The 14996-nt window shown below is 63.5% G+C and carries 16 protein-coding genes; 8 read left to right on the top strand and 8 right to left on the bottom strand.

All coding sequences use genetic code 11. From position 1 onward, the window contains the following. The first annotated feature begins 38 nt into the window (after positions 1–38). Together O2K97_RS11985 and O2K97_RS11980 are read left to right on the top strand one after the other, a co-directional pair. Positions 39–1439 carry a cystathionine beta-synthase gene (locus O2K97_RS11985; protein ID WP_269219424.1) on the top strand — a complete coding sequence of 467 codons (1401 nt, stop codon included), beginning with the start codon at positions 39–41 and terminating at the stop codon, positions 1437–1439. Positions 1440–1443: 4 nt separating this feature from the next. Further along, complete coding sequence (locus tag O2K97_RS11980; RefSeq protein WP_269219423.1) at positions 1444–2607, top strand: cystathionine gamma-synthase; 1164 nt, start codon at positions 1444–1446, stop codon at positions 2605–2607. Here the strand turns inward: O2K97_RS11980 and O2K97_RS11975 are convergent. The 4 genes from O2K97_RS11975 to O2K97_RS11960 all read right to left on the bottom strand — a co-directional run bounded on the left by O2K97_RS11975 (position 2592) and on the right by O2K97_RS11960 (position 5199). Then, complete coding sequence (locus O2K97_RS11975) at positions 2592–3086, bottom strand: hypothetical protein (RefSeq protein ID WP_269219422.1); 495 nt, start codon at positions 3084–3086, stop codon at positions 2592–2594. The two genes, O2K97_RS11980 and O2K97_RS11975, sit on opposite strands and share 16 nt — an antisense overlap. Positions 3087–3137: 51 nt before the next feature. Further along, positions 3138–3350: a cold-shock protein gene (locus O2K97_RS11970; protein WP_269219421.1), complete on the bottom strand. Its 213-nt coding sequence runs from the start codon at positions 3348–3350 to the stop codon at positions 3138–3140. Positions 3351–3526: 176 nt separating this feature from the next. Next, complete coding sequence (locus O2K97_RS11965; RefSeq protein WP_269219420.1) at positions 3527–4228, bottom strand: TorF family putative porin; 702 nt, start codon at positions 4226–4228, stop codon at positions 3527–3529. Between the two features lie 38 nt (positions 4229–4266). Beyond that, positions 4267–5199 (bottom strand): NAD(P)H-dependent flavin oxidoreductase, encoded by a 933-nt coding sequence (locus O2K97_RS11960; protein WP_269219419.1) that lies wholly within the window; start codon positions 5197–5199, stop codon positions 4267–4269. A 473-nt stretch (positions 5200–5672) separates the two neighbouring features. On the opposite strand from O2K97_RS11960, the gene queF reads away from it, so the two are divergent. Continuing rightward, a complete protein-coding gene (queF, locus tag O2K97_RS11955) occupies positions 5673–6134 on the top strand; it encodes a preQ(1) synthase (RefSeq protein WP_269219418.1) in 462 nt (153 codons plus the stop codon). A 17-nt stretch (positions 6135–6151) separates the two neighbouring features. Here queF and O2K97_RS11950 read toward each other — a convergent pair whose 3' ends face one another. Continuing rightward, positions 6152–7126: a hypothetical protein gene (locus tag O2K97_RS11950; protein ID WP_269219417.1), complete on the bottom strand. Its 975-nt coding sequence runs from the start codon at positions 7124–7126 to the stop codon at positions 6152–6154. Between the two features lie 121 nt (positions 7127–7247). Between O2K97_RS11950 and O2K97_RS11945 the strand changes: the two genes are divergently transcribed. Both O2K97_RS11945 and O2K97_RS11940 read left to right on the top strand, forming a co-directional pair. Further along, positions 7248–7919 (top strand): hypothetical protein, encoded by a 672-nt coding sequence (locus O2K97_RS11945; RefSeq protein WP_269219416.1) that lies wholly within the window; start codon positions 7248–7250, stop codon positions 7917–7919. 24 nt (positions 7920–7943) lie between these two features. After that, positions 7944–8822, top strand: a complete 879-nt coding sequence (locus tag O2K97_RS11940; protein WP_269219415.1) for a DUF817 domain-containing protein — start codon at positions 7944–7946, stop codon at positions 8820–8822. Here O2K97_RS11940 and O2K97_RS11935 read toward each other — a convergent pair. Next, positions 8794–9456 carry a DedA family protein gene (locus O2K97_RS11935; RefSeq protein WP_269219414.1) on the bottom strand — a complete coding sequence of 221 codons (663 nt, stop codon included), beginning with the start codon at positions 9454–9456 and terminating at the stop codon, positions 8794–8796. The genes O2K97_RS11940 and O2K97_RS11935 overlap by 29 nt on opposite strands. Before the next feature lie 72 nt (positions 9457–9528). Then, positions 9529–10122 carry a nitroreductase family protein gene (locus O2K97_RS11930; RefSeq protein ID WP_269219413.1) on the bottom strand — a complete coding sequence of 198 codons (594 nt, stop codon included), beginning with the start codon at positions 10120–10122 and terminating at the stop codon, positions 9529–9531. Between the two features lie 45 nt (positions 10123–10167). Between O2K97_RS11930 and O2K97_RS11925 the strand changes: the two genes are divergently transcribed. Both O2K97_RS11925 and cysE read left to right on the top strand, forming a co-directional pair. Continuing rightward, positions 10168–10794: an NUDIX domain-containing protein gene (locus O2K97_RS11925; protein WP_269219412.1), complete on the top strand. Its 627-nt coding sequence runs from the start codon at positions 10168–10170 to the stop codon at positions 10792–10794. Between the two features lie 20 nt (positions 10795–10814). Then, positions 10815–11642 carry a serine O-acetyltransferase gene (gene cysE, locus O2K97_RS11920; protein ID WP_026108345.1) on the top strand — a complete coding sequence of 276 codons (828 nt, stop codon included), beginning with the start codon at positions 10815–10817 and terminating at the stop codon, positions 11640–11642. 9 nt (positions 11643–11651) lie between these two features. On the opposite strand, the gene O2K97_RS11915 is transcribed toward cysE, so the two are convergent. After that, a complete protein-coding gene (locus tag O2K97_RS11915; RefSeq protein ID WP_269219411.1) occupies positions 11652–13739 on the bottom strand; it encodes a TonB-dependent siderophore receptor in 2088 nt (695 codons plus the stop codon). A gap of 54 nt (positions 13740–13793) precedes the next feature. Between O2K97_RS11915 and O2K97_RS11910 the strand changes: the two genes are divergently transcribed. Continuing rightward, a complete protein-coding gene (locus O2K97_RS11910) occupies positions 13794–14993 on the top strand; it encodes a DUF1624 domain-containing protein (protein WP_269219410.1) in 1200 nt (399 codons plus the stop codon). Positions 14994–14996 lie beyond the last annotated feature (3 nt).

The following is a 14996-nucleotide window of genomic DNA, read 5'->3' as shown; positions in this document are numbered from 1 at the left end:
GGGGCTTCAGCTTCCGCCCGCCCCGAATGGAGTTTTCGATGTCTCTGACCGCCCCCGCCCTGAGCGCGACCGTCTCGTCGCCGCTGGATCTGATCGGCAAGACGCCGATGGTGGAGGTGACGAAGATCGACACCGGCCCGTGCCGCCTGCTGCTGAAGCTGGAGTCCCAGAACCCCGGCGGTTCGATCAAGGACCGGATCGCCATCTCGATGCTGGACGCCGCCGAGCGCGAAGGCTTCCTGAAGGAGGGCGGAACCATTGTGGAGGCGACGGCGGGCAACACCGGCCTGGCGTTGACGCTGGTCGGTCGGGCCAGGGGGTATAAGGTGCTTCTGGTCATCCCGGACAAGATGTCCAAGGAAAAGATCCAGCATCTCAGGGCGATGGGCGCCGATGTTCGTCTGACGCGTTCGGACGTGCCGCATGGTCACCCGGAATATTATACCGACATGGCCGAGCGGCTGGCCCAGGGCATTCCCGGCGGCTTCTACGTCAACCAGTTCGCCAACGCCGCCAATGCCGAGGCCCATGTGAAGACGACGGGTCCGGAAATCTGGGAGCAGACGGGCGGCGACATCGACGCCTTCGTCGCCGGCATCGGCTCGGGCGGCACGATCACCGGCACGGCGCAGTTTCTGAAGAGCGTGGGCTCGAAAGCCCAGATCATCCTGGCCGATCCGGTCGGCTCGACCCTGGCCGGCATCGTCAACGACGGCGTGCCGGGACCGGAAGGCAGCTACACCGTCGAGGGAATCGGTCAGAACTTCGTGCCCGACACGGCGGACATGAGCCTGATCGACAAGGCCTATGCGATCCCCGACGCGGAGGCGATCGCCACGGCGCGCGAGCTGTTGCTGAAGGAAGGCATCCTGGCTGGCTCGTCGTCCGGCACCCTGATAGCGTCGGCCCTGCGCTGGTGCCGCGAGCAGACGGAAGCGAAGACGTGCGTGACCTTCGTCTGCGACACAGGGGCCAAATATCTGTCCAAGGTCTATAACGACGCCTGGCTGGCGGATCAGGGCCTGGGCGAGCGCGAGCTGCACGGCGACCTGTCGGACCTGATAAACCGCAAATACGAGAAGGGCGATGTCGTCGTCGCCGGGCCGGGCGATACCCTGGACACCGCCTTCAAGCGGATGAAGGGCGCCGACGTATCGCAACTGCCGATCATCGAAGACGGCCGGCTGGTCGGGATTCTGGACGAAAGCGACCTGATCCGCATCATGAACACCGACGAGATCACGCGAAAGGAACGGTTCGCGAAGCCCGTTTCCTCGGCCATGACCAGCGATCTGGACACGCTTCAGGTCAATGAGCCGCTGGACGCCCTGATCCCTGTCTTCGACCGCGACCGCGTGGCCATCGTGCTGGACGGAGAGCAGTTCGTCGGCCTGATCACCCGCACCGACCTGATCAACCACCTCAGCCTGAACCGGTAAGTCCATGAGCGACAAGAAGAACAGCCAGGGCTTTTCGACCCGCGCCATCCATGCAGGCCAACATCCTGACCCGACCACGGGCGCGGTGATGACCCCGATCTACGCCACCTCGACCTACGCCCAAGAAAGCCCGGGCGTGAACAAGGGTTATGAGTATGCGCGGGGCAAGAACCCGACGCGCGAGGCGTTCGAGGCCTGTATCGCGGACCTGGAGGGCGGCACGCACGGGTTCGGCTTCGGCTCGGGCATGGCGGCGACCTCGACGGCGCTGGAGTTGCTGGATGCGGGCGATCACATCGTCACCGGCGACGATCTGTATGGCGGCTCGTGGCGACTGTTCGAGAGGGTGCGCAGGCGAACCATGGGGCTGGACTTCGCCTATGTGGACCTGAGCGACATCGCGGCGGTCGAGGCGGCGATCACGCCCAAGACCAAGATGCTGTGGGTCGAGACCCCGACCAATCCGTTGATGAAGCTGGCCGACATCGCCGCCCTGTCGACGGTGGCCAAGGCGCATGGGTTGCTGCTGGTCGTGGACAACACCTTCGCCACCCCCTTCTGCCAGCAGCCGCTGAGCCTGGGGGCGGACGTGGTGATGCATTCGGCGACCAAGTACCTGAACGGCCATTCGGACATCATCGGCGGGGTGCTGGTGACGGCAGACGCCGAGCTGGCGACGCGGATCAAGTTCCTGCAGAACTCGGTCGGCGGGATCATGGGACCTTTCGACGCCTTCCTGGCCAACCGGGGCTTGAAGACCCTGGCGCTGCGGATGAAAGCGCATTGCGAGAACGCGCTGACCATCGCGCGCTGGCTGGAGACGCGCGCGGGGATCGCAAAGGTCGTCTATCCCGGCCTGATCGCCCACCCGCAGCATGAGCTGGCCGCACGCCAGATGCATGGCGGGTTCGGCGGGATGGTGACGGTGATCCTGGAGGGCGATCTGGAGCGCACGAAGCGGGTGCTGGAGCGGGTCCAGGTCTTCACCCTGGCGGAATCGCTAGGCGGGGTCGAAAGCCTGGTGAACCACCCGGCGATCATGACCCACGCCAGCGTGCCCAAGGAGGTTCGCGAGGCGGGCGGCGTGACCGACAACCTGATCCGGCTGTCGGTCGGGGTCGAGAACGTAGAGGACTTGATCGCGGATCTGGATCAGGCCCTGGGCTGATCTGAGCTGGAGGGAAGGGCTGTCTGGTGTCCGGTGACGGGCGGCAGCTTCTTCTTGGGCGCGGCGCGTTTCACCGGCGCCTTGGCGGCCTTGGGCAAGGCGGCGCGGCGAGCCATTTCGGTGTCGATGACCGGGATGATGTCGCTGGCGGCCATCACCTGGGTCGAGGCGCCGTGTTCGACCAGGCGGGCGGCGTTGGCGCGCAGCGTCGTCAGGTCGGCGTCGGTCATCGCGGGGATCATGTCGGCGAGCGGGGTCATGTCGGCATCCGTATGCAGAAGCTTCAGGGCTGGCGCGACAGGCGCCAGCCCTTCAGCTGATTGAAGGCGATTTCCACCGTCACGCGGTCGCCCAGCCGCGAGACGCCCGTCTGGGGCGCCCAGCGAGGGCAGGACTGTGATCAGGTGTCCGTTGTCCAGGCGAACGCGACGGCCGCCGAGCGGCATCAGTTTGATGACCTCGCCGTCGAAGGCGATCACGCCGGCCCTGGTCGGGGCCGGCTCGTTCGTGTTGGACGCGTGGAGCGTGTCCTACTCCGCCGCCGCAAGGCGACCGGCGGACTCTTTGCCGGAGCGCGAATCGCGCTCGATTTCGTAGGAAATCTTCTGGCCTTCGTTCAGCGAACCGACGCTCGAGGTTTCGACGGCCGAGGCGTGGACGAAGACGTCCTTGCCGCCGTCATCGGGCGCGATGAAGCCGTAGCCTTTGGTCGGGTTGTACCATTTTACAGTGCCGGTAGCCATTTGGAGACCTCCGTCTGGCGTTGACCGCAGGGAGGGATCCCTGGTCGGCCTGTCGGGTCTGAATGGGATCGGCTTTTGGACCTCGGTGCGTGATGCAAAGGGAGCAGCGGCGTTACGCAGAGAGATCGACCAAAACTAGATGGGCACCCGACAACCGTTACGCAAGGGGCTGGCGATCAGAAGGCGTAGGCGACCTTGGCGACCAGGGCGTCCTCATACTGTTCGCCGAAGGTGTGGGCGTCGGTGTCGTAGTAGCGCAGGTCCAAATCCAGGGCGTCGGTGAGGGCGTAGGTCACGCCGGCGTTCCAGCCGGTGTAGTCGGGCGCGCCGTTCTGCTCGCGGCGACCGACGGCGACCGTGCCGCTCAGCTGGGGCGTGAAGTCCCAGCCCAGGCGGCCCTCAACCCAGGTGAAGCTGTCGGCCGAGCCGGCGGCGTCGGGCGAATACTGGACCTGCAGTCGCGCCTTGGCGGGGCCGATCGAGCGGCTGACGTTGCCGGTGATCTCCCAGGCGTCCTGATCATAGCCGGCGTCGGCATCGAGGCGGTTCTTGTAGGCGACATTGAAGTCGAAGCGATAGCCGAAGGCCTCGGGCTGATAGCCGACCACAAACTCGGCCTCGACGTTGGAGCCGCCGGCCTGGATCGTCTGGAAGCCGGGGCCGACGTAGAACAGGCCGTCCGCGCTTTCCCAGGTCGCCGAGCCGAAGGCGTAACCGTCGTTGCCGGACTTGGACGCATCCTTGGAGCGGTTGTCCGTGCCCGCGCCCAGTTCGAAGGACCAGGCGTCGCGCGCGGCAGGCGCCGACTGGGCGGCGGCCGGCAGGGCGACGGCGAGCACGGAGACGGAGAGGGCTGCGAGGACGGTCGTGCGGATCATGGGGGCTCCAACGCGCGAGGTGCGGATTGGCGCCGCCTTTAGCGCGCTCCGGCCTTGATGGCGAATTCCTCCGTGGCCTGAGCGAACTCTTGTCGCAGGTGCGCGACCAGTTCGGCGGTCGGCAGGACGTCGTGGATGGCGCCCGCGCCCTGGCCGGCGGACCAGACGGTCTTCCAGGCCTTGGCCTCGTCGCCCATGTCCAGCTTGTGCTCGGGCAGGGTCTTCGGATCGATGCCGTTCTCGATCAGCGACTTGCTCATGAAGTTGGCGGGGATGCCGGACACGGCGGGCGTGTGGACGATGTCGGTCGCGCCGCTGTCGATGACCATCTGCTTGTAGGCGTCGGCGGCCATGGCCTCGGTCGTGTTGATGAAGCGCGTGCCCATATAGGCGAAGTCGGCGCCCATCATCAGGGCGGCCGCCACGTCCTGACCCGTCGAAAGCGCGCCCGACAGGATGATGGTCCCCTTGAAGAAGCTGCGAACCTCATTGACCAGGGCGAAGGGGTTGATGACGCCCGCATGGCCGCCCGCGCCGTTGGCGACCAGGATCAGACCATCGACGCCCGCCTCGGCCGCCTTTCGCGCATGGCGAATGTTGGCGATGTCATGGAAGACCTGACCGCCGTAGCCATGGACCGCGTCGACCACGTCGCGCACGGCACCCAGGGAGGTGATGATCAGCGGCACCTTCTCCTCGACCGACACCATCATGTCGGCCATCAGCCGGGGGTTGGTCGGGTGGACGATGTGGTTGACGCCGAAGGCGGCGGCCTCGAGCTTCAGCCGACCTTTAATCTCCTGAATCCAGTCCCGATAGCCCTCGGTCGTGCGCTGGTTCAGCGAGGGGAAGGTGCCGATCACGCCCGCATTGCAGGCCTCGACCACCAGATCCGGTCCCGACACCAAAAACATCGGCGCCGAAATGATCGGCAGGATCAGACCTTTTTGCAGCGAAGCGGGAATGGCCACGGACGTCTCCTTTGGTTTTCTTTCGCTACGCTTAGCGGGCTGTCGCCGGGGAAGGCAATCGGGGGGATTTCAGACGGTGGCGCGAAAAAATGAGTCTAATTCGTCTAATCTCGGGTTCGAGGCGGGGTGAAAGCAGGCAGGCGGCGACAGCGGGTGAAAACCGGCCATCATACGACGGTTCGGACGGAGGATCAGTCGATTGACGCTGGTCGCGACGAAGGCGTTGAAAGGGTGAGGGAAGCCGTCCGGGATTAGGATGGCTGGCTGGTCGTCTCCCTTCTCCCGTTGGGAGAAGGTGGCCCGGAGGGCCGGATGAGGGTCGGTCGGTTGGCCAGATCACGCCATCCGACCCTCACCCTTTCGCGCAATGACGCCGGCTGACGCCGCCGTGCGCTCAAGCCCTCTCCCAATGGGAGAGGGAAGTGGAGCGGGGGAGGATTTTCATACGCGTCGCAAGCGCCTAAATGCCCGGCATGACCCACTATACCGACAACCTCAGCCAGCTCGGCGCCCAGACCGTCGCACCAACCAGTCCCGAGACGGCGGTGCTGGAGCGGGTGCCGAACCCGCATGCGGACACGCTGTATCTGGCCCGGTTCACGGCGCCGGAGTTCACCAGCCTTTGCCCGGTGACGGGCCAGCCGGATTTCGCCCACATCGTCATCGACTATGCGCCGGGCGACTGGCTGGTCGAGTCCAAGAGCCTGAAGCTGTATCTGACCAGTTTCCGCAATCACGGCGCCTTCCACGAGGACTGCACCGTCGCCATCGGCCGCAAGCTGGCCGACCTGCTTGAGCCCAAATGGCTGAGGATCGGGGGGTACTGGTATCCGCGCGGCGGCATCCCGATCGACGTCTTCTGGCAGACCGGCGCGCCGCCCGAGGGGCTGTGGCTGCCGGACCAGGGCGTGCCGACCTATCGCGGGCGGGGGTGAAGCCCTGTATTCTGACACTACGCCAATGGAGTCGGTAGGATTCCCACTGCGATAAGACGGATTGGCTCGTTTGACCTGTCTCTAACAAAATATGTTTGCAAATACACCAGATCTTTCTTCATATTGTCGATGATTTTCTGCTTCATTGTGTGAAGAATGTCGAAGGGAATGCTGAAGCTTACCGTCTTGGCACCATTCTCTATCTTAATTTTTCCCCACCCGTTATCTTTGTTGAACTGAGTGATATCTCCTAATATTGGTGTGATTTCTTGGTCAACAATTGCTGTCTCAATTTCTCTAGCCATGTCCTGATCCAAGAATAAAACCGATTGAGTAAGATCGTTTTCGGACGACGTTATTTCTAACGTATTGGCACTTCTGCGTAACGCTGTAGCCATTTCACTTAGTAGCGGCGCCGACATCGCAATAAGTTTCTGGCTACGAGCAAAATCTATTTTTGATATTGCGTGTTGTGATTGAATTAGTCTGCGCTCTCGGTGTGTTTCTGCGATTCTTCGTTTTAATAAATCTTGCAGCGGTACGGGTAGTGTTGAAGGGATTTGTCCTTCAGACATCGTACTTTCTACCAGGTTATCTAGTGTAACGGCAGTATCGGTACGCTTCGACTTTAACGTTGACCTTGATAGCTTTAATGGTTCGGAAAGATCTTCATCATCGATCTTCTCTACTATCCGTTCGCTTACGTATGCGATAAGATCTGAGATCGAAATATCGATGAATGGCTTGTCTGATGCTGACTGAGGCGGGTCTTCAACGTTGATATTAAAAGATCCATCTGACTGACTAATAAGCTGTATGTTTGAGTTTGACTTGTTTGTTATCTTTTTTACAAATTTTCCGGTCTGCCGAAATTGAGCGAGCTTCACCATTAGTCTGGCGGCGGCATACTGAAATCGAGCCGACTCATAAAAATTCATCCTGTGATCGTCGGCAAGCGCTCCTTCAAAATGGAAGGTGATCGTATCTGTCATCGGGTCCTCTCTGGAAGCGCTATGCCGCCTTGCCAATTTGTTCATATGTTCTCACCATCGGCCGATTCCCGCAATCTGTGATTGCGGAGTAGTCGCCTGGTTTTGTGCGCGGAGTGGGGCAGTGAACGATTTAAGCATTGGTGCGGTCGGGGCCGCGATAGTGGCGGGCCTAGTATCTTTGCTAGGTCTAGTTATTTCGAAAGAGCAAAAAGTATCTGAGTTTAGACAGGCTTGGATAAACGATCTTCGTAAATGCCTGTCAGATTATCTGGTGTCTATAAATGCTATTTCAGACATTATAAGAACTAAGAAGTCCAAGCCAGATTTTGATAATACGTCACTTTTAGACAGGTATAGAGAGATTAATCAGGCTAGCTTTGGTATAGAGCTTCGCCTTAACTCTCAAGAAAAAACTTCTATAAGGCTGTTGAATTCTATGCGTAAGTTTGAACGTATAGCTTCGAATGACGATAGTCTTTCGCCAGAAAATATTAAGAATATCGAGAGTGACTTTTTAGACTCTGCACAAGAGTTGCTGAAATTTGAATGGGGAAGGGTCAAGGCTGGCGAGCCGATATTTATATGGACAAAACGGATGGTAATATTTGCCATCGTGATAATGTTTGCTGTTTTTTCAGTGCTATTACTCGTTGGGGGTAAGGCATCAAATAAGACAGACAAATCCAGCGATGGTGCTCCGGTGCCTCTGGTGGTGAGTATGTCCAGTCTGGTCGATCTGCAGACCGAAACCTCTTCGAGCGAGCCCGAAAAGGTTAGTGTAGAGCATCATTAGTGATCGATAGAGTTGAACGTTTTGATGGCTTCGACCCGAGCTCTTCCCCTCGAAGCCTGGGGCCGTCGCCTGATGGCGCGCGCCAAGAACTGGGCTGACCAATCCTGCCCTCGTCGCCATGCCTATGAGTTCCTGTGGTTCGGGCTGAAGCAGGGGTGGGCGTGTCTGTTCGGGGGGCTGATGCTGGCCCTGATCCTGGGGACGTTTCTGCTTTGGCCGGAGGGGGCGCCGGTGTCGCGTTACGATTTCCTGGCGGTCGGGGCGGTGGTGATCCAGGCGGCGATGCTGATCTTCCGGCTGGAGAGCTGGGAAGAGGCGCGCGTGATCTTCCTGTTCCATGTGGCGGGGACGATCATGGAGCTGTTCAAGACCGCGCACGGGTCGTGGGTCTATCCCGAGGACAGTCTGTTGCGGATCGGGGCGGTGCCGCTGTTCTCGGGCTTCATGTATGCGGCGGTCGGCAGCTATATCGCGCGGGTGCAGCGCATCTTCCATATTCGGGTGCGGAGGTATCCGCCGCTGTGGACGACCTGGGTGCTGGCGGCGGCGATCTACGTCAACTTCTTCGCTCATCACTGGCTGCCGGACGTGCGTATCGTGCTGTTCATCGCGACCGCCGTGCTGTTCGGACGGGGCTGGTTCTATTTCACGGCGGATCGGAAGCGGCGGTCGATGCCGCTGCTGCTGGGCTATTTCCTGGTGGCGCTGTTCATCTGGTTCGCCGAGAACCTGGGCACGCTGGGGCGGGCCTGGGTCTATCCGGGCCAGGCCGACGGATGGGAAATGGTGTCCCTGGCCAAGCTGGGCAGCTGGTTCCTGCTGATGATCATCTCGGTGGTGCTGGTCTCGTTGGTGCACCGGCCCGAGCCGGAGATCAGCGGCCCTGCAGCGCCCCGCGCATGATGGCCGACTTGCGGCTCATGCGGGCCTTCACCAGTCGATAGACGACGGCGACGACCAGGATGGTGACGGCGAGGCCGCCGATCAGCAGGGTCGGGCCATGGGCCTCGCTGAGGACTTCCATCTTCGCCAGGCCCTGGGCGGCGAGATAGCCCGGCGCCAGCATGGCCAGCACCCAGACGATCCCGGATGTGACATTGCCGAACTGGAAGGCGCGCTGACGCATCCTGAGCATGCCCAGGGTCAGGGGCACGAAGGCCCGCAAGGGGCCGAAGAAGCGGCCCACGAAGATCGACATGACGCCGTAGCGACGGCAGTACAGGCGCGTCCAGGCGATGCGGCGGCGGTGCGCCTTGAACATCGGGCGCTGGAGGAAGCGCACGCCCAGCCGACGTCCGGCCCAGTAGGAGATGGCGTCGCCGATCACCGCGCCGATGAGGCAACCGACAATGACATTGACGGGGTCAAGCACGCCGGCCGCGATCAAACCGCCCGCCGCGACCAGCAGGCCGGTGGCGGGCACGAAGGCGCCGACGACCGCCAGCGACTCGACGAACACGACCAGGCCCAGCATGACCCCGGCCCACATATGGTTGCGGGCGATGAAGTCGCCCACGGCTTGCAACAGGGAATCCATACGAAGGCCTTGGGGGAGGAAGGCGGGGTCGGTCGAGGTCAAACCGACGTAGGGCGACTTTATGTCACCCGCTTACGGCAGGCGTGTGACCTTGGCGGCCATGTCGGGACGCGGACGTTCCAGCGCGGGTTCGTTCAGCGTGCCGATGTGGATGAAGCCGGCGACGCTCTCGCCCTCGGTCAGGCCGAACAGGGCCGTGGCCTGGGGCTCGTAGCTGTACCAGTCGGTGATCCAGCTGGACGAATAGCCGAAGCCGGAGGCGGCGTGTTCCAGGTTCATGCAGACGGCGCCGGCCGACAGGTGTTGCTCCCAGATCGGCTTGGATCCTTCCATCGGCGTCGAGACGACCAGGATGGTGACGGGCGCGGCGGTCAGCTTGGCCAGCACGGCCTGATCCTTGGCCGGGCCGTTCCTGAGTTCGACCAGCACGGCAAGGCGGGCGGCGATGTCGGCGCGCGATTGAGGCCCCAGGACGACGAACCGCCACGGGAACAGCTTGCCGTGGTCGGGCGTGCGGGCGCCCAGGGTCAGGATCTCGTCCAGTTCCGCCTCGGAAGGGCCGGGCGCGACCAGGGCCTGGGCCGGGGCGGAGCGGCGCTGGGCCAGGCGGTCGCGGAAATCTTTCGACGGAACGGGCGGGGGCAGGGGTTCGTTCAGGGCGACCATGCCGTCTAGCTAGGCTTTCATTCGCGTCTTCGCCATAGGTGGCCCATGCGCAAATCCGACGAACCGAAATGGGCCGAGGGGCTGGCGAAACCGCCGGCCTGGCGCAGCGACGGAACCGAGACGGTGTTCGACAGCCCTTGGATGGCGCTGACCCGGCATCCGGCGACGGCGCCGACCGGGATGAAGGCCGACTATGCCGTCGTGCGGTTCAAGAACGTCGGGACCGGCGTCCTGCCCGTGCACGAAGACGGGACGGTGACCCTGGTGGGCCAGCAGCGGTTCGCCCACGCCAACTACAGCTGGGAAATGCCCGAGGGCGGCGCCCCGCTGGACGAGGATCCGTTCGACGGCATCCGGCGCGAACTGGCCGAAGAGGCGGGATTGCAGGCCGAACACTGGCTGCCGGCGCTGAAAGTCGAGATGTCGAACTCCATCACCGACGAGATCGGCATTACCTGGATCGCGTGGGGCCTGTCGCCCGCGCCGACCGATCCCGATCCCACCGAGATCATCGCCGTGGCGCGCGTGCCGTTCCTGGATCTGCTGGACGAGATCGGGCGGGGATCGGTGCGCGACAGCCTGACGGTGGCGACGGCCTACAAGGCCTATCATATGGCGATGAACGGCGAACTGCCCGAGGCGCTGGCGCGCGCCTTGCTGGGGCGCGTATGATGTCGCCGAAGGAGCCGGTCATGGCCAAGCTGGAAGTCGTCGCAGAAACCGAAATCGACAGCGTGTGGCGTCAGCTGCGTGCCTCGGCCGAGGCGGCGTCGCGCGAGGAGCCGCAACTGGGCTCGCAGATGAATGCGGTGATCCTGTCGCACGACGACCTGGCGGGCGCGCTGAGCTTTCAGATCGCGCGCAAGCTGGCGGACGGGGAAATGAGCGCCATGTCGGTTCGCGAGGTCTGTCTGTCGGCGTTCAAGGCCGATCCGTCGATGGTCGAGGCGGCTGAGGCCGATCTGCAGGCTGTGGCCGAACGCGATCCGGCGATCCGCAACCTGTTGCAGCCCTTCCTGTATTTCAAAGGCTTCCAGGCCCTACAGGGCTGGCGCGTGGCGCATTGGCTATGGGGACAGGGGCGCGAGACGCTGGCCTTCCACTTCCAGAGCCGGATTTCCGAACTGTTCCAACTGGACATCCACCCGGCCGCGCGGCTGGGCAAGGGTCTGTTCCTGGATCACGGCACGGGCATCGTGATCGGCGAGACGGCGGTGGTCGGCGACGACGTGTCTATGCTGCACGGGGTGACCCTGGGCGGGACGGGCGCCGAGCGCGGCGATCGCCATCCCAAGATCGGCAAGGGCGTCCTGCTGGGCGCCGGGGCCAAGGTGCTGGGCAATATCCACGTCGGCGACTACGCCAAGGTGGCGTCCGGCTCGGTGGTGCTGAAGGCGGTGCCGTCCGGCTGCACCGTGGCGGGGGTGCCGGCCCGGCTGGTCAACTGCCCGACCAACGCCGAACCGGCCCGCACCATGGATCACACCCTGGCCGATGTGGTGTACGATTTCGTCATCTGAGCGGACGCTTCACAGGGCGATCCTGAGCGAGGCGCGGACGCTGCGCGGGGCGCCGGGGTAAATCCACAGGGCGCTGTAGGAGCTGGCGGCGTAACGCTCGTCGAACAGGTTGTCGACCTCGACGCGGGCCGTGACCTGGGGCGTCAGTCCGTAGTCCAGCGCCGCCTTGGCCTTCCAATAGGCGGGCAGTTCGGGCGCGCCGAGCGCCAGGCCGCCGGCCCGAGCGCCGACGTAGGCCGCGCCGGTCATGAATGACCAGGTTGTGCCGTGGATGGTGGGGAAGCGACCGATCACGAACAGCGAGCCGGAATGTTCGGGCACGTTCAGCACGGCGTCGGTGGCGAAGGCGCTGTCGTCGGCCTTGGCGTCGGTCCAGCCGTAGTTGGCCACCACCTGCCAGGCGTCGTCGATCTTCAAGGCGCCGTCCAGCTCGATCCCGCGCGTCGTCAGCTTGCCTACCGGAGCCAGGAAGTTGGGATCGACCGGATCGGTCGTCAGAATGTTCGACTTCTCGATGTCGAAGACGGTGGCGGCCAAATCTAGTCCGTCCCAGGCGCCGGCCAGGCCGATCTCATAGCCCTTGCCATCCTCGGGTGCGAAGCCGGAGCCGTCGCGACCTGTGCCCGAGTTCAGCACGAAGGACTGACCATAGCTGGCGTGGGCGGTCAGGTTGCCGGTTAGGCGATAGCGGGCGGCGAAGCGGTATTTCAGGGGCGTATCGCTGGCCTCGCCGACGGCGCCGGTGCGGTTGTTTCGGATGGTCTGGTCGTAGTCGTCGAACCGCAGCCCGGCCAGCAGGCTGAGGCGGTCGGTCACCTCCCACAAATCCTGGGCGTACAAGGTGACGACATCGCGCGTTTCCAGATTGTCGGTGAAGGGCAGGGGCGTCGGCGGCGTGACCGCGCCATAGACGGGATTGAGGATATTGATCGGATAGGGATTGGCGGCAGTCGGATTGATGCGCAGCCACTTCTCGCCATAGGTGAGCTGATAGGCCTTCACCCCGAAACCGAGGTTGTGAACGCCCAGTCCCGTCTCGACCACGCCGTTCAGTTCGAGCCGGGCCGACAGGTCCTCGACCGAGAAGTCGCGTCCGCGACGCTGACGCCACAGCTGGTCGCCGACCAGGCGCGACTGATCGCTGGACAGGCCTTTCAGCGAGCCGCCGCGCCAGGCGACGCCGCCGTTCAGGCTCCAGTCGTCATTGATTCGGTAGTCGCCGGTGATCTGGTGCCGTTCGTTGCGGAAGCGGGTCGCGCCGTCGCCGGGCTCGCCGTAGTAGTTCGAAGGCGGCAGGAACAGCGCGTCGCCGTTGATCGCCGGCATCCCCCGGTCGAACAGGGTCGTGAAGGTGGTGAGCTCGCCCACATAGGTCAGGCGCAGATCATCGGTGGGACGCCAGGTCAGGGAGGGCGCCAACACGGTGCGGTCCAGGCCGACATAGTCGCGCCAGCCGTTCGAGGTCTCGCCCGCCACCACAAGCCGTCCGGCCAGGTTGTCGTTGATCGGGCCGGTCAGGTCCAGTTCGCCGCGACGCAGGCCAAATGATCCCACAGTGGCGGTGAAAACGGCGGCGGTGGCAAATCGCGGGGTCTTGGAGACGATATTGATGCGGCCCGCCGGATCAATATCGCCGAATAGGGCGCCGGACGGCCCCTTCAGCACCTCAATTCGCTCGGACGTGGCCGGGTCGCGGGGCGGGGCCATGCCGCGATTGGCCAGAAAGCCGTCGACATAATATTCCGCCCCGCCGTCGGGCGTGCCCAGGAAGCCGCGGATGGCGAAGTTGTCCATGACGCCGCCGCGATTGTTCTGCTGGCTGACGCCGCTGACCAGCTCCAGCGCATCGGCCAGGCGCGTCGCGCCCACGGCCTTGATCAGATCGTTCTCGATGGAGCGGCTGGACGGCGACATGGCCTCGGTGATCGGTCCTGCGCCCAGGGTCAGATCACGCGGCGCCGAACGGCGGCCCAGAACGACAATCTCCCCGACAGTCGCGGGTTCCGCCGTCCCAACGGGCAATGGGACGGGTGTGACGATGGGGCTGTTGGCGGCGCCCAGCAGGCATGCGCCGGCGCAGCTCAGGAGGAGAGACAAGGCAGACTCCGTTTGAAACGTTATAATATATCGGCTATCCGCTCCGGTATGACGATGTCAACCGCTGCAACGCCTGTCCCCGCCTTCGCCACTCCGATAGCCGCCGCGGTCCGAGCGGTCGGTCGGATTCGATCCATCGACGCCCTGCGCGGGCTGGTCATCCTGCTGATGCTGGTCGATCACGCGCGCGAGTCTTTCTTCATCCACGCCCAGGTCTCGGACCCCATGAACCTGGAGACGACCGAGCCGGCCCTGTTCTTCACGCGGCTGTCGGCGCATCTGTGTGCGCCCATCCTCCTGGCGCTGACGGGGGTGGGGGCCTGGCTTTACGGCAACAAGCAGGGCCAGGGGGAGCAAGGCGCCCGGTCGGCGGCTGACTTCCTGTGGAAGCGCGGCTTGTTTCTCGTCGTTCTGGAACTGACGGTCGTCGGGTTCGGCTGGAGCTTCTCGTTCACGCCACAGATCATCTATCTGCAGGTCATCTGGGCCATCGGCCTGTCGATGATCGCGCTGGCGGCGCTGGTGCATCTGCCGCGTCCCGCCCTGATCGCCGTCGGATTGGTGATCGTCCTGGGGCACAACCTGCTGGACCCGATCACCATCGCAGCCGGTCAGCCCGGTCATGTATTTTGGGCTGTGATGCATGATCGCAGCATGCTCGACCTGCCTTGGGGTGGTCAGGTGCGGACCTCCTATCCGCTGCTGCCCTGGATCGGGGTGGCGGCGTTGGGATATGCCATCGGGCCGTGGTTTATGGGCGAGCAGAGGACGCGGTTGCGGCGGCTGGTGCTGACAGGCTTGGGCGCTCTAGCCCTGTTCGTCGTGCTGAGGGGGACGAATCTGTACGGTGATCCGACGCCCTGGAGCGTGCAGGCCAAGCCGATCCAGACGGTGATGAGCGTGCTGAACCTGACCAAATATCCGCCGTCCGCCGATTTCCTTCTGCTGACGCTGGGGGTCGGGGCGCTGATCCTGGCGGGGCTGGAGAAGGCGCCGGATCGGTTGATCGGCTTGCTGGCCGTGTTCGGCGCGGCGCCTCTGTTCTTCTACATCCTGCATATCTATGCGCTGCACCTGCTGAACCTGGCGGCGTTGGCCGTGTTCGGCCCGAATCAGGGTGACGGGTTCGCCGTGCCGGGAGTGGCTTGGCTGTGGGCGCTTGCGGCCCTCCTGGCCGTGCCTTGCTGGTTCGCCTGCCGATGGTTCGGCGGGGTCAAGCGGCGCAGTTCGCAATGGTGGATGAAGTATCTCTGAGAC

Origin of the sequence: Brevundimonas vesicularis, from assembly GCF_027105095.1 — a bacterium.
GTDB classification, from domain to species: domain Bacteria; phylum Pseudomonadota; class Alphaproteobacteria; order Caulobacterales; family Caulobacteraceae; genus Brevundimonas; species Brevundimonas vesicularis_E.
Note: the sequence above shows the minus strand (reverse complement) of the source record. Positions and strands in the feature narration are given on the sequence as shown.